18 protein-coding genes are annotated in these 17,400 nt (G+C 44.5%); 6 read left to right on the forward strand and 12 right to left on the reverse strand.

Translation table 11 applies throughout. The features are described from left to right. Positions 1-130 precede the first annotated feature (130 nt). Together A5877_RS05440 and A5877_RS05445 are read right to left on the reverse strand one after the other, a co-directional pair. Positions 131-487, reverse strand: a complete 357-nt coding sequence (locus tag A5877_RS05440; protein ID WP_008380681.1) for a DUF1827 family protein — start codon at positions 485-487, stop codon at positions 131-133. Beyond that, on the reverse strand, positions 474-1,355 hold the full coding sequence (locus tag A5877_RS05445) for an HAD-IIB family hydrolase (RefSeq protein ID WP_005234118.1): 882 nt from the start codon (positions 1,353-1,355) through the stop codon (positions 474-476). The genes A5877_RS05440 and A5877_RS05445 overlap by 14 nt, the downstream gene beginning before the upstream one ends. Positions 1,356-1,469: 114 nt before the next feature. Here A5877_RS05445 and A5877_RS05450 point away from each other — a divergent pair, with 114 nt between their 5' ends. Beyond that, a complete protein-coding gene (locus tag A5877_RS05450) occupies positions 1,470-2,243 on the forward strand; it encodes a MerR family transcriptional regulator (RefSeq protein WP_086316513.1) in 774 nt (257 codons plus the stop codon). 60 nt (positions 2,244-2,303) lie between these two features. Here the strand turns inward: A5877_RS05450 and A5877_RS05455 are convergent, their stop codons facing one another. Both A5877_RS05455 and A5877_RS05460 read right to left on the reverse strand, forming a co-directional pair. Further along, positions 2,304-3,221 carry a LacI family DNA-binding transcriptional regulator gene (locus tag A5877_RS05455; RefSeq protein ID WP_005234116.1) on the reverse strand — a complete coding sequence of 306 codons (918 nt, stop codon included), beginning with the start codon at positions 3,219-3,221 and terminating at the stop codon, positions 2,304-2,306. Between the two features lie 13 nt (positions 3,222-3,234). Next, complete coding sequence (locus A5877_RS05460) at positions 3,235-3,498, reverse strand: hypothetical protein (protein ID WP_005228502.1); 264 nt, start codon at positions 3,496-3,498, stop codon at positions 3,235-3,237. 193 nt (positions 3,499-3,691) lie between these two features. On the opposite strand from A5877_RS05460, the gene A5877_RS05465 reads away from it, so the two are divergent. The 3 genes from A5877_RS05465 (at position 3,692) to A5877_RS05475 (ending at position 5,814) form a co-directional block, all read left to right on the forward strand. Further along, complete coding sequence (locus A5877_RS05465; RefSeq protein ID WP_005234115.1) at positions 3,692-3,940, forward strand: helix-turn-helix domain-containing protein; 249 nt, start codon at positions 3,692-3,694, stop codon at positions 3,938-3,940. A 175-nt stretch (positions 3,941-4,115) separates the two neighbouring features. Beyond that, a complete protein-coding gene (locus tag A5877_RS05470) occupies positions 4,116-5,051 on the forward strand; it encodes an ABC transporter ATP-binding protein (RefSeq protein WP_086316514.1) in 936 nt (311 codons plus the stop codon). Beyond that, positions 5,044-5,814 (forward strand): ABC transporter permease, encoded by a 771-nt coding sequence (locus A5877_RS05475; protein ID WP_086316515.1) that lies wholly within the window; start codon positions 5,044-5,046, stop codon positions 5,812-5,814. Before A5877_RS05470 ends, A5877_RS05475 begins: the two co-directional genes overlap by 8 nt. A gap of 53 nt (positions 5,815-5,867) precedes the next feature. Here the strand turns inward: A5877_RS05475 and A5877_RS05480 are convergent, their stop codons facing one another. Further along, entirely contained in the window at positions 5,868-7,697 is a 1,830-nt protein-coding gene (locus A5877_RS05480; protein ID WP_086316516.1) for a glucose PTS transporter subunit IIA, read from the reverse strand. Positions 7,698-7,987: 290 nt separating this feature from the next. Here A5877_RS05480 and A5877_RS05485 point away from each other — a divergent pair, with 290 nt between their 5' ends. Further along, a complete protein-coding gene (locus tag A5877_RS05485) occupies positions 7,988-9,187 on the forward strand; it encodes an enolase C-terminal domain-like protein (protein ID WP_005234111.1) in 1,200 nt (399 codons plus the stop codon). Between the two features lie 94 nt (positions 9,188-9,281). Here A5877_RS05485 and A5877_RS05490 read toward each other — a convergent pair whose 3' ends face one another. The 5 genes from A5877_RS05490 to A5877_RS05510 form a co-directional block, all read right to left on the reverse strand. Beyond that, positions 9,282-9,989 carry a GntR family transcriptional regulator gene (locus tag A5877_RS05490; RefSeq protein WP_086316517.1) on the reverse strand — a complete coding sequence of 236 codons (708 nt, stop codon included), beginning with the start codon at positions 9,987-9,989 and terminating at the stop codon, positions 9,282-9,284. Continuing rightward, positions 9,986-10,312, reverse strand: a complete 327-nt coding sequence (locus tag A5877_RS05495) for an MGMT family protein (protein ID WP_005228493.1) — start codon at positions 10,310-10,312, stop codon at positions 9,986-9,988. The genes A5877_RS05490 and A5877_RS05495 overlap by 4 nt, the downstream gene beginning before the upstream one ends. A gap of 139 nt (positions 10,313-10,451) precedes the next feature. Further along, complete coding sequence (uxaC, locus tag A5877_RS05500; protein ID WP_086316518.1) at positions 10,452-11,840, reverse strand: glucuronate isomerase; 1,389 nt, start codon at positions 11,838-11,840, stop codon at positions 10,452-10,454. A 16-nt stretch (positions 11,841-11,856) separates the two neighbouring features. After that, complete coding sequence (gene uxuA, locus A5877_RS05505) at positions 11,857-12,933, reverse strand: mannonate dehydratase (RefSeq protein ID WP_061053189.1); 1,077 nt, start codon at positions 12,931-12,933, stop codon at positions 11,857-11,859. 3 nt (positions 12,934-12,936) lie between these two features. Next, a complete protein-coding gene (locus A5877_RS05510; protein WP_086316519.1) occupies positions 12,937-14,532 on the reverse strand; it encodes a mannitol dehydrogenase family protein in 1,596 nt (531 codons plus the stop codon). 188 nt (positions 14,533-14,720) lie between these two features. On the opposite strand from A5877_RS05510, the gene A5877_RS05515 reads away from it, so the two are divergent. Beyond that, positions 14,721-15,389: a GntR family transcriptional regulator gene (locus tag A5877_RS05515; RefSeq protein ID WP_005234106.1), complete on the forward strand. Its 669-nt coding sequence runs from the start codon at positions 14,721-14,723 to the stop codon at positions 15,387-15,389. A 97-nt stretch (positions 15,390-15,486) separates the two neighbouring features. Here A5877_RS05515 and A5877_RS05520 read toward each other — a convergent pair whose 3' ends face one another. Together A5877_RS05520 and A5877_RS05525 are read right to left on the reverse strand one after the other, a co-directional pair. Next, positions 15,487-16,323, reverse strand: coding sequence for a YitT family protein (locus A5877_RS05520; RefSeq protein ID WP_005234105.1), 837 nt, complete (start codon positions 16,321-16,323; stop codon positions 15,487-15,489). A 58-nt stretch (positions 16,324-16,381) separates the two neighbouring features. Further along, on the reverse strand, positions 16,382-17,302 hold the full coding sequence (locus A5877_RS05525; RefSeq protein WP_008380653.1) for a cation transporter: 921 nt from the start codon (positions 17,300-17,302) through the stop codon (positions 16,382-16,384). Between the last annotated feature and the right edge of the window lie 98 nt (positions 17,303-17,400).

Below are 17,400 nucleotides of genomic sequence, written 5' to 3' on the forward strand. Positions count from 1 at the left end.
TGAGAACAAATTGCTCCAAAGCATGGGTCAGCCTCCTACTTATTGCGCATTATTTGCGCGCTCGTATAAGGTCGCCCCTTTGTTCAACGTTTGATTGCTCTTGCAACGTGCATGTCCCAACTTCTTTCAACTAGTGTTCTTTCACAGGCAATTGAACAAGAATGACATCTTTTCTCGGTTTAGAAAAGGTGATGCCTCTTGCTTCCATTTCTTTACGAATATTGATATTGACGGTCACGTCTTTGCGATCGACCTTCAGCAAACGATGAATCGCTGTATCGACTTCTTCCCGACTGATTTTCTTTTTATTGTTGATCAATACTAAAGAAATCGTATCAAAACTATCCACATAGAGAATCTGCGTCCGATCAAGCGAATACAATTTATAGTATTTGATCGCTATTTTGTCGAATAGATACTTGGAGATGTTCGGGTAAAAAGTTTCCATATTTAGATTTTGGTTTACTGGGGTTTCAATCAACTTCATGCACAACATCCTCTCTCGAAACTAATTCTGTTAAAATAAAGCGGCCAACACCGCCGTCTTCCGCGCGCTCAATGGTTCGATCACAAACTGCTTTGATCGCTGGGCTGGCATTTGCTACAGCCAAAGAAACATCCACCGCTTCAAACATCGCAAGGTCATTTTCACCATCACCGATCCCGTAGCTTTTGGCAGCGGGAAAAGCTTCTAAAAAGCTACGGATCGCCGCACCTTTGGTCGCCAATGGATCAACGATTTCCAGTGTTTGGACAAAGGATTGAAAAATCGCTGCCGTTTCTGACTGGATCATCGCCCGCAGCCGTTCTCTTTTTTCGTCTGACGCTTCCATCAGTTCGATTTTGATGACCTTTATCTCTGGATGTTCCTTCATAAACTGCAACACGTCGTCTTTATGAAGGCATTCGTTGTAGAAGAACTCGTATTTGTAGTCAGCGATGATTTGCCCTCGCTCCCCTAACTCCGCGAGTAGCTGCTTACGGCTTTCTTGAAATTGCGCTTCATACAAATGCGCTTGTGGGGAAATGATGCCATGGTCAGTATGTAAGAAATAAAAAACCGCTTCTGTCTCTAAGATACCAATCACTTGTGCCAATGTCTTATAGGGTAAGGTATGCGTCAAAACAGGCGCTTCTCCTTTTATCATCAGACCGGCGCCGTTTCCGAAAATCACATCGCAGGAAAGGCCTTCTTCCGCCATCATATCTTGAACAAGCTCAAATCCTCGCCCTGTGACAAACACAAAGTGATCCCCTTGGGCTTGCAAACAACGGATGGCTTCTTTATTGATCTCATGAATCGGGTGCCCCATTTCTTGAAACGTCCCATCAATATCAGAAAAAACTATTTGCATCTTATCTTCCTTTCTTTGTTATAATTATAGCACATTTTAAAAAACGCAAAAAAATTTTCTTGACTTTGTCGTTACGTCAACCTTTAGGATACAGGTGTAAGGAGGGAAAAGCCGATGGAATATACGATCAGTGCCTTAGCCAAACTGTCAGGAGTCAGCAGCCGTACCCTGCGGTATTATGATCAGATCAAGTTGTTACAACCGCAACGCACCAACTCAGCTGGTTACCGTATCTACGGGAGACAGGAAGTCGATCGCCTACAGCAGATTTTGTATTTTAAGTCTTTTGGGCTGTCATTAGAAACGATCCGCGGGATCTTGGATGAGCCGCAAGCATCGATCCAAACGGTCTTGTTGCAGCATTACCAACAGCTTTTACAAGAGCGAGCAGCCCTGGACAGTCTTTTGACCACCTTAGCGCAAACAATTGATTATTATGAAGGAGAAAAGACGATGACCGATCAAGAGAAATTCAGTTATTTTAAGAAACAAAAAATTCGTGAAAACGAAGCAAACTACGGTGCCGAGTTACGAGAAACCTACGGTGAGGAGATCATCGAAAAAAGCAACCAAAAGTGGCAGCAGATGACCCAAGTCGATTATCAAGCACTGACCGACAACGAAAACCGCTTATTGCAGCTGTTAAAAGAGCTATTGACTGAAAAGGAAGGGAAACGAATCCCTTCTGACAAAGCCCAAATGGCTTTTGCTGCACATCAAGCATGGCTCAAACAAGCAGCACCCTTTTACTCAGCAAAATATCACCGATCTTTAGGGGAAATGTACGTTCAAGACGAGCGTTTTACCGCCTATTACGATCAAAAAGCGGGCGTCGGCAGCGCCCAGCTGTTGAAACAGATCATTGACCATTACACCGAATCCCATTAAAAAAACGATGCGCAAGCACTGCCCGCTCAGGGGCTTTGTTTGCGCATCGTTTCGTCTATGCTATCGTTTGATGAACTCATAGGGCATGCGATAGTTGCCGCTTTTTTCCATTATCGCCAATTGGACGGCAGTCTCCCCGCAAGCTTGCAAGTGATGATCGATCGTTGAAAGCTGTAGCAGCTCACTGATGTATAAATTGTCCCGTCCAATCACGAGCCATTCTCCCGGCGCCTGTGACTGGATCCCAGCAGCAACATGATCCCCATTGGTGAAAATCGCTTCGACCCCTTTATCTGCAAAATAAGCAGCTGCTTCTTTGCCATCTTCTTCCGTCAAACAATCCCAAAAGATCAAGTCTTCGGAAAAAGTCGAAAAATAGTCATGAGCCAAACGGACCGTGATTTTTGAATTGCTGCTGAGCTTGCGGCTACGTCCCAATGTCACGCCAATTTTCTGGATACCTTGTTCCTTAAAATACGTAAAGACTTCTTTGATCGATTCCTCTCGATCAATATAGGTGCAACCGTCAGTCAAATACGAGATATTCTCACAAAAGACGATGCGACCGTAAGAACGATAAGGCAATAAGGTTTCGATCGGATTCGCCCGCGAGGCAATAATCAAGGCATCAAAGCTTTTCGCCGCAAATTCTTGCAAATACGCTTCCTCTACTTGCGGATCATAGTTCGTGGCTAAAAGCGTAACCTTATAGCCACGAGCAAACGCTGCTGTTGTGATGCCGCTCAATAATCGATCAAAATAGGGATGATTGACAAACGGTAGGATCACACCGATATTTTTGGTTTTACCAACACTCAACGCTCGTGCCGTGTAATTTGGAATATAGTTGACCTCTTCCATGACAGCCAGGATCTTACGACGCTTTTCTTCACTGACATACGGATTGTTATTAATGACTCGTGAAACCGTTGAGACCGAATAGCCGGTCAAGCGTGCAATATCCCGAATGTTTGCCATGACTCACTGCTCCTTAAACGAATAATTGTTCTTTCATATAGTCTATCACACTTAGCCCACATGTATAAAATTCATAGTAATCGTTGTGATGAATAAATCCGATCCGCTGAGACCCGAAGTGTTCATCACACGTCAAGTGACTGATCTCATCCACAGGAATTTCTACTAATCGTTCTTGAAAGAACCCTTTTGGCTTCGTCAATACCAGTTGTTGTCCATCAAAAGCCAACGTTACATAACAACATTCCGCACCATTTTTCTTCATGTATGTATTCATTTTTTCATCCCGCCTTCCTTTTTATAAATCAAGCATACTGTATGAAACGCGTCTCAGAGCAAGTCATTTGTTTCACTTTTTAACAAAAACCGTTCGACCTTCATGTGAATTACTTCGCATATTTTGCTTTTGTTGGTACAATAAAAAGAGAACAGTGCGAAAGGAAGCGCAATTTTTTAAGGAGGACCGCAAAGTGACATTAGAAGAAGCTTTTTTATTAGACACCTTGCGTTGCCGCTTCAAGTTTTTAAGAGAAGAACGCGGATTGAGCCCAAAAGAAGTATGCCAGCATCTCGATGTGTCTTACCCCGATTACACCTTATACGAAGCAGGCGATCGCTTACCCGATGTATTGACGCTGCTACACGCAGCTTCCCTCTATAATGTTTCTGTCGATTACTTACTAGGACAGACAGAACGACCAGAACGGTATTTATGCTAACAATCGACTTTATCGAAAAAACGATCAAACGGTCGTTTTTTCTTTTGTCTCTTTCCCACTTTTAATCAATTAGCAACAATCGTTATCTAATCGAATGAAAAAATCAAAACATGCGGTTCTTCTTGAAAAAAAATGATAGAATAAACCATCATACATAGAAGGAGTTCAAACAAACATGACCTATGCACTAGAACTAACCGATTTACGCAAAGTCTATGCTACCGGCGTTGAAGCGTTGCGGGGCATAAATTTGACGGTGGAAGAAGGCGACTTTTATGCCTTGTTAGGCCCAAACGGCGCTGGAAAGTCCACCACCATCGGCATTATCACCTCTCTTGTCAATAAATCTTCCGGAAGCGTCAAAGTCTTCGGCTACGATTTAGACAAAGAATTGGTCCAAGTCAAACAACAGATTGGTCTGGTTCCCCAAGAATTCAATTTCAATCCCTTTGAAACGGTCCAGCAGATCGTCGTCAATCAAGCTGGGTATTATGGTGTCCCCCGCAACGAAGCCATCAAGCGCAGCGAAAAATACTTGAAGCAGTCGAATTTGTGGGAAAAACGCAATGTTCGTGCGCGGATGCTGTCAGGCGGGATGAAACGCCGTTTGATGATCGCTCGTGCCCTGATGCATGAACCACGGCTATTGATTTTGGATGAACCGACGGCAGGTGTCGATATCGAATTGCGTCGGGAAATGTGGAGCTTTTTGCGGGAGCTGAACCAAAATGGCACAACGATCATTTTGACGACCCATTATTTAGAAGAGGCCGAAATGCTTTGTCGCAACATCGGGATCATCCAATCTGGTGAACTGATCGAAAACACCAGCATGAAGTCCTTGTTGGCAAAACTGCAATTTGAAACCTTTCTTTTTGATATCGCACCGATCAAACAAGCACCAACGATCAATGGGTATCCGATCCAAATGGAAGATGAACAGACCATTGCCGTTGAAGTCGTTCGGGACCAAGGCGTCAACGATCTTTTTGCTCAATTCAGCCAGCAAGGGATCAATGTCCTCTCCATGCGCAACAAATCCAATCGCTTGGAAGAACTATTTTTGAAAATCACCGAAGAAGCACACGAAGCGGAGGAAAACCATGTTTAGTCTTTATTTTACAGCCTTAAAAAGTTTAGCGGTCAAAGAGACCAACCGCTATCTACGGATTTGGGTGCAGACCCTCGTCCCACCCGTCATCACTACTTCCTTATACTTCATTATCTTTGGGAAAATGATTGGCAGCCGCATCGGCGAAATGGGCGGCTTTTCTTATATGGAATTTATCGTTCCTGGGTTGATCATGATGTCGACGATCACCAGCTCTTACTCCAATGTGTCTTCTTCCTTCTTTTCACAGAAGTTTCAAAAAAACATTGAGGAACTCTTAGTGGCACCGGTTCCTACTCACGTCATTATTTGGGGCTTTGTCTTTGGCGGACTTGGCCGTAGTATCTTGGTGGGCACATTGGTGACCATCATTTCCCTTTTCTTCGTCCCATTACATGTTTATTCTTGGGTCATCGTTGTCTTAACCCTAGTCATGACCGCCATCTTATTTTCATTAGCAGGGTTGCTAAATGGGATCTTCGCCCAATCCTTTGACGATGTTTCCATCGTGCCAACCTTTGTTTTACAACCATTGACCTATCTTGGAGGCGTCTTTTACTCCATCAGCATGCTGCCGCCGATTTGGCAAACGATCTCCAAAGTCAACCCGATTGTGTATATGATCTCTGGTTTCCGTTACGGCATTTTGGGCACCATCGATGTCCCGATTTTCCTATCCATCGGTATTTTGGTCTTGTTCATTGTCGTCTTATACAGCGTATGCTGGTACTTGATCCAAAAAGGCCGCGGGCTGCGTAGTTAATTGCAATAAAAAAAAGATGAACTTCATTAATGAAGCTCATCTTTTTTCTTTTATTAGGCATTCAAAACGACTTTTTCCAGCAATGCACCGGCTTGGTGTCTGCCTTCTAAATCAGTACTTCCAGAAAATTGCTGCACGCGATCCATGTTGGTGATCAAAACGATCACCATGGTTTCTTTGCCTTGCTGCTTGATATAAGGTAGATCCATTTGTGCCAGTTTGGTTTGCGGAGTGACTTGCTCCCCAGCTTTGACAAAGACATCAAAGCCTTGTCCGCCAAGTGAGACTGTATCAATCCCCATATGCACAAGAACTTCAACGCCGTTTTGGGTTTTGATCCCGACGGCATGTTTTGAAGGGAACACAGTGGTGACTTCGCCACTGACCGGTGCAAAGATTTGCCCATCTTGTGACTCGATGGCATAGCCTTCTCCCATCATTTTCGTTGAAAAAACTTCATCTGGTACATCTTCTAATGGGACATATTCTCCATGGGTCACGGCATGCAGATCCACTTCGTTGGTGTAACGATCGCCTTCGGCTGCTTGATTTGGTACCAAGAACCAGCTCATTGCAAAGGATAAGCCGATTGCCAAGATGATCCCCAAAACAGCATAGATAAAGTATTCCCCAATATAGGCTGGCAAACTAAAGATACTTGAAAGAATATATCCATAAATCCGAACACCGAAGAAACTGATGAAGGCAGACGCCACAGAACTACCAACTGTTGCTGCGATGAAGGCTTTTTTATACTTCGACAAAATCCCGAATAACGCAGGTTCTGTGATCCCTAACAAGCCCGAAACAGCCGAAGATAGAATGATCGATTTTTCTTCTTTGGTTTTGACTTTGAAATAAATAGCTGCTGTTGCGCCGGTGATTGCCATATTTGCCATAAACATCATTGGCATCAACATGTCATACCCTTGATTGGCGAAGTTTTGCAAAGCGATCGGGGTCATGGCATGATGCAGTCCCGTGAAGATTGCAATTGGTCGAATCGCCCCTACCACAATTCCTGCTAAGACAGGCGAGATAGTGAATAAACCAGCCACGCCAGCAGCCAGTAAGTTTCCTAGATGGATACTGATTGGGCCAATGACCGTTAATGTCAAGATACCAGCGACAAACAACGAAATCGTCGGTGTAAACACGGTACGCAGCACTTGTGGTAAGAGTTTATCGACCCAACGATAAATATAACTGAGCCCCAGCACGGCAAAGATAATGGGAATCACTGTTCCTGCATAGTTAAAGACGGGTACTGGCAGTATGCCGAACAAGCGAAAGGCGGAAATACTTCCTTCGGCTACCGCATTGGTCATCGTTGGAAATTGCAGCGTTGCCGCGATTGCGATCGCTAAATATTGATTGGTTTTAAAAATCCGAGCGGCTGAGGCAGCAACAAAAAATGGCAAGAATGTAAATACGCCGCTCGCGATCATGTCGATCACTAAATAGGTGTCTGTTTGATTAGAGATGACATTCAAAGCCACCAATCCAGCCATTAATCCTTTGATCATTCCTGCGCCAGCGATAGCTGGAACGATCGGACCAAAAACGCCAGAAACGGTATCCATAAATAAGGAAACAGCCCCTTTTTTCTCTGATGTTCCCCCTTGGTTCGCTTCATCAAGACCTAATTCTTTGGCTAAAGGTGCATAATAATCAGCAACATCCGTTCCTATCACTACTTGCAGCTGATTGCTTTGATATTTTGTTCCTACGACTTTGGGTGTTTTTTCTAACGCCGCATAGTCGACTTTCTTCTCATCCTTTAAATCAAAACGCAAGCGAGTCATACAGTGCCATGCATTGTTGATATTTTCTGATCCGCCAACATCTTTAATAATCTGTTTTACGATGTCTTCTTTGGTCATCTTTTTTTCCCCCTGTTGTTTGCTAACGGTCCTGATCCTTTTGACGGGCGCCCTTTCAGGTGTTTCCGTTTTCACACACATAGTAGCATGCTCACACAGACTTGTAAAACCAGTCCTTTTTTGATAAAAACAGAATAAAAACGCTATATATCAACGTTTCATTATAAAACAGTAAAAAATTGGACTGGTTTTATGCTGTATATCTAGTTTTTATTAGACCAAATTGACAGCGGTTGCCAAGCATGTTTCAATGGCTATAGCAACTAGAGACAAAAATTGGAGTGAATGAAATGACACCAACGATCATCACCGACGTCAAAGCCTTTGCGATCAAACCTGATCGCCATAACCTTGTTGTCGTTAAAGTAGAAACGAACAAAGGCGTATCTGGGTTAGGCTGCGCAACCTTCCAGTTTCGCCCACTAGCCGTAAAAACCGTCGTTGACGAGTATTTACGCCCCCTCTTACTTGGCCGCGATGCCAATCAAATCGAAGATCTTTGGCAAGTGATGAATGTCAATTCTTACTGGCGGAATGGTCCAATCACCAACAATGCCATCTCAGGAGTTGACATGGCTTTGTGGGACATCAAAGGACAATTAGCCGATATGCCATTGTATCAACTGTTAGGTGGAAAAGCGCGTACGGCGATTCCCGCCTATACCCATGCCGTGGCAGATAATCTCGAAGACCTTTATCAAGAAATCGATCGCTTCTTGGCTGAGGGGTATCGCTATATCCGTTGCCAATTAGGCTTTTATGGTGGAAATCCTAGCCAACTGCAAACACCCGATCAGCCCATCGCTGGTTCCTATTTTGATCAAACAGACTACATGGACACAACACTGAAAATGTTTGCTGCGATCCAAGAACGATACGGCAATCAATTTCAAATGCTGCATGACGTGCATGAACGGCTGCATCCAAACCAAGCGATTCAATTTGCAAAAGCCGCTGAACCTTTTAATCTCTTTTTCCTAGAAGATATTTTGCCGCCGGATCAAAACAAGTGGTTGCAGCAACTCCGCAGCCAGTCGGCGACCCCGATCGCGACCGGCGAATTGTTCAATAATCCGATGGAATGGCAAGAGCTAGTCAAAAATCAACAGATTGACTTTATGCGTGCCCATGTCTCACAAATCGGTGGGATCACGCCAGCATTGAAATTGGCTCACTTCTGCGATGCGATGGGCATTCGGATCGCTTGGCACACGCCGTCTGATATCAGCCCTGTCGGCCTAGCCGTCAACACCCATCTAAATATCCATCTCCACAATGCTGCGATCCAAGAAACGATTGCGATCCCAGCAAATACCCAGTCGGTCTTTGGTGGCAGTCCGCAACCTGAAAACGGCTATTTTTATCCTATCGAGAAAAGTGGGATCGGAATCACGTTCGATGAAGCAGCAGCTGCGGAATTTCCCGTGGTTTACCGTCCTCATGAATGGACCCAGAGCCGTACACCAGACGGCACATTGATCACTCCTTAAACACAACAAAAGACATCCCCTGTCCAACCGACAGGGGATGTCTTTTGTTCTCTGTGGATAAAGACGACGCAACTGGCACATTTGCTTTTCCAAATCAATCGATGCGTGAGCGATGGATCTCACGGTCAAAGGGACGGATGTAGGTCACTGCATAATCAATGGCAACGATATTACTGAACTCATACACGCGGCCGTCTTCTAAAATTGCCCGATTGCTGATCTGCATTGCCGGCGTCCCCCGCTTGCACAATAAAATGCCCGACTGCGCAGTCGATGTGGTGATGGGGGTATAGCTGGTGATGTAGTGGGAAATGCGGTACCCGCAGCTTTCGACATAGCGTTGGATCGAGTGCTCCACGATTTCTTGTGTCAATTCGGGAAATAGGCTGACGGGCAATTTAGAGGTTTCCAGCTGTTCGATTTTGTAATTAACGATCCGCACTCGTTCAAAGGTCCAGACTTCCTCTTCTGGGCCTATTTGGAAAATCTGCTGTTCATCCAACGTTGCTGCCGCTTTACTCAATGAAATCATTTTGGAATGGATGCGGTCATAAGGGGTGCGGGTCAAGGAATTAAAGATCATTGGGTTTTTGACCCATTTTTCATGGATAAAAATCCCTGAACCTTGAACCACTTTGACGATCCCGATCTCTTCAAGGTTTTTGATTGCTTGCTGGATCGTAAACCGAGAAACGCCATAGGTTTGCGCAAGGGTTCTTTGGTTGGGTAGTTTGCCGGCAGAAAATTCTTCCTGATAGATTTTACTCAACAGATCTTGCACGATAAATTCACGTTTTTTCATAATGGCTCCTTCATTTGAGCGGGAGCGATCTCGCTCATGGACCAACTGCAAGCCTTCATATCGATACGACCACTGGCTTTGAAGACCACCCCTTCATCGACGAGTGCTGCTTTTCGCACATTGGCGGAGGGACCAACTAAGACGCCATCTGCCCGCACGACTCGATGAGCAGGGACATCCTGAGGGCTCAAGCGCATCGCTCGACCGACTGCCCGTGCGCCGTTGATTTGTCCCAATTTCCACGCAATCTGACTATAGGAGACGACTTTACCAAAAGGGATCTGCCGCGCCAGCGCATAGACTTCTTCATAGAATGGATTCATACTACTCGCTCCTTCTTTGATTCTTTCTATCATAGTACTGGATTCCCTGCCAATAGTAAATGACCAGACGCAACTTTAGCAATAGCCATCCAAACACTCGATTCCTTCTCTAGCAAGCCAAGAACGAATCGAGTAGTCATTAGTTTGGAAAATCAAAGTAGGTTTTCGCATTGTGATAGGAGATGTCTGCGACGATCTGCCCTAAATATATTTCATCTGCTGGCAGTTGTCCGTCTTCTACCCATTCACTGATCACCTGACACAAAATCCGCCGGAAATACTCGTGGCGTGGATAAGACAAAAAGCTGCGAGAATCCGTCAGCATGCCGACGAAGTTTCCGAGAATCCCGCCTTCTGCTAGGGTCGTCAACTGATGCCGCATGCCAGAATACGTATCATTGAACCACCAAGCAGAGCCTAATTGCAGCTTACCTTTGCTTTCTTCTTGGAACGCCCCCATCAGCGCAGTCAACACCGGATAATCTTTGGGATTCAGTGAATACAAAATTGTCTTCGGCAGTAAGCTTTCCGCCTGAAGCTGCGCCAATGTCCGACTTAAGCCGTTCGCTAGACGGTCGTCCCCCATCGCATCACCGCCGCTATCAGGTCCTCGTTGTTGGAAAAGTTTTTGACTGTTGTTGCGAGTCGCCATCAGATGCAATTGCGCGGTCCAGCCTTGTTTCGCATATTGGCGCATCAAGTCAATCAGCAAGCCGGTTTGAAACTGTCTGATTTCTTCATTAGTCAGTGTCTCAGTGGTCAAACGCTTTTGAAAAATCGCTTCAAGTGCAGCGCCATCATAAGCTTCCTCTCCAAGACGTGACAGACTGTGATCTGCTAAACGACAACCTTGTTGCTGGAAGTAGGAAATACGCACTGTCAATGCTTCAACCAGCGTTTGATAGCTAGTGATTTCTTTGCTCGCAGCTGCAGCCAATTGCTTAAGGTACGCTGGAAATTCTGGATTCTGCAGATTGATTGCTTTGTCAGGACGAAAGGTAGGATACACGTCAAAGGATTCTTCTGCCAGCTTTTGATGATACGTCAACGAATCAATGGGATCATCCGTCGTACAGATCACCTCAACAGCCATCTTTTTGATCAGCCCTCGTGGTGAAAATTCCTTCGTTTGCAGCTGTTGATTGGCTTTTTCCCAAATGCTTGCTGCATTGGCTGGTGTCAATCGCTCATCAATACCAAAGATTCGCTTCAATTCCAAATTGGTCCAGACATATAATGGATTGCCAATGCAAGCCTCCAAGGTCTGCGCCCAAGCACAGAATTTTTCGTAGTCGTCAGCATCGCCAGTGATCAAAGATTCTGCAACACCATTGGCACGCATCAAGCGCCATTTGTAATGGTCCCCCGCCAGCCACGCTTGGGTGAGATTGGTGAAGTTTTGGTTTTCGAAAATCTCTTTCGGCTCTAAATGGCAATGGTAATCAATGATCGGCTGCTTTTTTGCATACTCATGGTACAACTGTTTGGCAAAGCTGTTTTTCAAAATAAAATCGTCAGTTAAAAACATTTCTTCGCTCCTTTTCTTAACGCCCCACGCTCTTGTCGATGGCTTCCCACAACCCTAATAAGTAGGAAGCGCCGATCGCCCGATCATACAAGCCATAGCCTGGACGTCCCGTTTCTCCCCAGATCATTCGCCCATGATCTGGTCGAATGTAGCCGTCAAAGCCATTTTTGTACATCGCTTCTAGGATCTGATACATGTCTAATGAGCCTTCAGAGGAGAGATGCGGTGCTTCATAAAAGTCTTTGTCATTGCCCAAGTATTGAATGTTACGAACATGGGCAAAAGGAATCCGATCCCGGCGACAAAACTCAGCCAAAATCTCATAGACATTATTGGCTGGATCTTCGGCGATACTGCCAGTACAAAGTGTGATACCATTTGACGGACTGTCGACCACGTTGCAGACCCAATCCAAATCATCGCGGTTTTTAACGATACGCGGCAGACCAAAAATCGAATAGGGAGGATCATCTGGATGAACAGCCATCTTGATGCCGACCTCTTCACAGGTGGGAATAATGGCTTTTAGGAAGTAAGCAAAGTTTTCTCTTAATTTGTCATCATCGACATCCTTATACGCAGCAAACAATTCTTTGACATGTGCCAAACGTTCTGGTTCCCAGCCTGGCAAGGTATAGCCAGAGCTTGACTCCTCAACTTCTTTGACGATCTCTTCTGGGTCTTTGTCAATCCCTGCTTTTTCAAATGCCATCGTAGAAGAACCGTCGGCTAAGCGATAATCGAGATCCGTTTTGATCCAATCGAAAATCGGCATAAAATTATAGCAGATCACTTCGATCCCATATGCTGCCAAATTACGAATCGTTTTTTTGTAGTTTTCGATATACAGGTCTCTCGAAGGCAAGCCAATCTTGATGTCATCATGAATATTGACGCTTTCGATCACCTTCAGGGAAAGGCCAACTGCTTCGACTTCTTCCACGAGCGCCTTGATCCGTTCTTTCGGCCAAACTGCCCCAGCAGGCAAATCAAAGAGTGTGCCGACGATGCCTTTCATTCCAGGAATTTGACGGATATCTGCTAACTTGATTTTATCGTAGTCTTTTCCATACCAACGAAATGTCATTTCCATTTTTTATTCGATCCCTTCTACTGTTTCATGTAATGTTTTACGGACTGCGCCGGTTCCTGCCAGCATCTTAGCGAACAAGTGACCCACCTTTTCAGTGATTCCTGCTTGATAGAGATCCAAACCAAAAATCTGCGGATTTGCTAAGATTGGTCGAATGATCCCTTGAACATCGGCGGCTGTCCCTAACTGACACTCACGTAAAATCTCTTGTAATTCTGCTAAGAGGGGATCAGGACTTGGGCCAAATGGATGGCCTTCATCATCGATCGCTAATAGATAACGCAACCAGCCTGCAATCGCTAAGGGAATGAAAGTCAGCTCAGAAGCCGAGCCTTCTTTCTTCACATACTTTTTGATGGTTTCGCCAAAACGGATGGCGATTTTCTGTGAGGTATCTGCGGCGATCCGCTGTGGAGTGTCAGGAATCAGGGGATTGGGTAAACGAAGGCCCACCACCTCATCGATAAATTTCTTTGGCTGAATGATCTCAGGATCTTCCACTACCGGCAAGCCTTCACGATAGCCGATTCCTTTGATCAAAGCAACAATATCTGGATCGGTCATTTCCGCAGCAATAGATGTATAACCGAGTAAACAGCCGAACAAACTCATTGCGGTATGCAGTGGATTCAAACAAGTTGTGACTTTCATACTATCGGTTTTGTCGACGATCTCTCGACTCGTCAAGATCACCCCCGCTTTATCCAAATTCGGGCGACCATTTGGAAAATCATCTTCAATCACCAGGTAATGAGTCGTCTCTGTGTTAGCAAACGGAGCGATATTCGTTCCTTTATCGGTACGGATGACTGGCAGCTGCTCGATCCCAGCTGCTGCTAATTCTTCTGCAACTGCTGTTGAAGGATTTGGCGTGATCCGATCGATCATTGACCACGGAAACGTCACCTGCGCGTTGTTTTCTAAGTATCGGACAAACGCTTCTGAAACATGCCCCAGCTTTTGCCATTCTTTTGCAATGGTGACAATCGCCGTTTGGAAACGGAGCCCATTTTGCGAAAAATTATCGGTGGAAACCATAGCGATCGGAAGTGCCCCTGATTGAAAACGATCCCATAAAAAGCTAGCCAAAATGCTCATTGTATGGTTGACCTGATGGGGACCCGCAGCGAGATCCGCTTGTACGACAGGTAAAAATTTCCCCTGACTGTCTTTTAAGCCATAGCCTTTTTCTGTGATCGTTACGGTAACCAACTGTAGTGACGGCTCCTGAAATACTTTGCGTATTTGCTCATAACTCGCAGCACGGGAAGGATGGCAATAATAACTAGCCGCCGTTGACTGGAGCAATTTTTTCTCCAACCGTCCCCCTTCATGCATGACCACTTCTAAAATATCATTCTCGTAAGGGGCATATACTTGATCAATCACCTGTTCATCAAAGGTTTCACAAACTACGATTCCTTTTGTCAGCGCTTGTTGATCGATCAACGTTTGGGCTACTTCTGCGTGAAATGCCCGATACAAATTTCCCCCACCAAAGTGTAACCATTGAAACTGAGTATCTGATTGATCCGTCACTTCTTTGGGAACGATCGGCATCGTAACTCCTGCCTGCTTCAAGGCAGCAAAATCAAACATCCTACTTCCTCCTTTTTCTTAAAACTGATATATTAGTATTCTAGTTCATTCTATACTGAATTGCAAGCCTTTACAAAAGGTTATTCAACTTATATACTAGTTTTATTACTCAAAACTATCCCTAGGCACCTTCCTTCAGAGTTTTTCTTTAGAAGGTAATTGAATGCCTGATACAGAAAGAAGCGTTTATGTTGAACCCTACAAATTTTCAATCACAAGCTTATGAATCAATCAAAGAGTTGATTTTAACCGCCAAACTGATTCCCGGTCAAAAAATATCTGAAAAGGAATTGGAGCAACGGCTAACCATTGGCAGGACGCCGATCCGTGAAGCAATTATTCGTCTGCGCCGTGAAGCACTGATCCATGTCGTTCCCCAAAGCGGCACCTATATTTCTAAAATCAGTATCAAACAAATTGAAGAAGCTCGTTTTGTCAGAGAGACGCTTGAAAAAGAAGTATTCGTAGCGGCCTGCCAAGCCATTACAGAAGAGCAGCTGAAAGAACTAGAAAAACTCGTTATTTTGCAGCGGACCTATGCCCAATTGAAGGATGAAATCGAGTTTTTCCAACTCGACGAGGCCTTCCATCAGTTGATTTATAAAATCGCCGACAAAGAAAATGTCTGGAATTGGCTACAAACGATCAATCTGCCTTTAAATCGCTTCCGCTTCTTACGTTTAGAGGTGGAGGAATTGTCTTGGGAAATTATTTTGCGGGATCACGAAGAAATCTTAGCCACTTTAAAAGAAAAAGACCAAGCCAAAATTGCTCCCTTGGTCGGACAACACATTGATGTCATTGATAACGATTTGATTTTTGTGGAAAAGGCCTTTCCCGATTACTTTACGGAGTAAAGCTATTTGAAAATCATGGACCTTAAAAACCACCCTCGTCGAGTAGATTGCCTACTTGACGAGAGTGGTTTCATACGCTGAACAAGCGAGAATACGCTCATTCGATTGGGTGATAACTAAAGCCTTGGCCCAGTACTTCTGAGACATTATTGACGATCACAAACGCTTTTGGGTCAATGGTCTCAATGATTTGTCTGATCTGCATAAATTCTTGGTCGCTGGCCACGATCAACAGTACTTGTTTGTCTGCTTGCTGGTAGCCGCCTTGGGCAGCCAATAGTGTGGCACCACGAGCTGTTTTATCAAAGACTGCTTCTCGAATCTCGTTCACGTGGTTCTCACTTAAGATCATGATGGATTTCTTCCGGTTAAAGCCCGTTTCAATGTAGGTCATCACACCAGAGGTGATCACGATCGATAATATCGCAAACAAGAACTCTTCAAACCCGAAAACGAACAAGTTCATGGAGACCACGATCGCATCGGTCGCCAGCAAGCCAATCGCTGGATTCAAATTAAAGTATTTCTTGAAAATCAGCGGTGGAATCGTTGTGCCACCGCTAGAAGATTGATTTTTGTACAAAATCGCTACTCCTAAAGCAAAAATCGCACTGCCAAATATCACGGAAAGCAGCCGATCTTCAGCCACCATATATTCTGGGACTAAAGCAATTGCTACTGGAAAAGCAAAACTACCATAGAGGACTTTCAAAAAAGGCCCCTTCCCTAAAAAGGCATAGGCAAGAATAAGCATGAGAATATTCAAGACCATGATCACAGCCGCTCGATCCCAACCGAGGGCTGACTCTAATAAAATACCGATTCCGCTGACACCGCCAGCTGCCACATGATGCGGGCCTAAAAATAAATTGATGCTTGCCGCTAACAAGAAAAGTGCTGCGGTGATTTTTCCATAGGTTTTCAGAATTGTCATTTGTTTCCTCTTTTCTCTGTCATTTTCACGGTTTATTCAAGCCGCTTTGCAGCCATTCTTACTCCTCACTATACGCCCATTTGATGTCACCGACAAAATTTATGTTTAGCCAGAGGGAATAACCGGAAATCTGTTGGCTGATTGCTTGATTCAATCGTTCTCGCAAGGGATCTTGCCGCCCAACTGTATCGAGAGGTGTTGCAGGTAAAATCACCACATCTAATTCCACAATGACTTGATTGCCGACTTTGGCGGTACGTAACACAAAGTCCACCACTTCTTCTGCGCGCAGTTCTTTTTCAACGATCGTCATGATGGACTCTCGTAGTTCTTCTTTCGGAGTTGAAGAAGTCAATTCCAGAATGGCCGCTTTCAACTCTTTAATCGAAAGCTGAATAAAGAACAAGGTGATCCCGATGGAGATGATTGGGTCGACATACATCGCGAAATTTCCATAGGGACTGGCTTGAATCAGCCATGACACAAGAAATGAACCGACGACACCCAGACTAAAGAAAAAGCCGAAACGCCATTGTTCTAGTTCTACCCAGTAAAAGGGATGAGTCAGTGGTTTCTTTTTTAAGTACAAGTAAAAAGAGAAACAGTAGATCGTACCAATCAGCGAGAAATACAAACCGATTGGATCAATCATGCCATCACTGACGTGTAATAAACTAAAAGCAGATTCAATGACTCCATAAATTGAGATCAGCAAGATGATACTATATTGAATAAAAACAACCAACGGCATCAACGCTTCTTTGCCGAATGGGAAACGTTCAAAGTCTTGGGCTTGGATATATTTTGCCACATACAAAGCAATCAGTGACATCACTGCACCAATCAATGTATAAACACCATCTAACAAGAGGACGTTATAACTGACCAGTAACCCAAAAAGCAAGGCACCGCCGCCATAAATACTCCCAGCGACAATCGATGCCAACAAAAGCTTGCGTATTTTTTTCTTTTCACTCATGATACTCCTCTTTCTTTTTTTCAAAAAAACTATCAATTTGATTGCATTCTTCTATCTATAAGCCTATCTTCCCATATAAATAACATAAAAAACAGTCA

The sequence above is a fragment of the Enterococcus sp. 3C7_DIV0644 genome (assembly GCF_002141235.1).
GTDB classification, from domain to species: domain Bacteria; phylum Bacillota; class Bacilli; order Lactobacillales; family Enterococcaceae; genus Enterococcus_D; species Enterococcus_D entomosocium.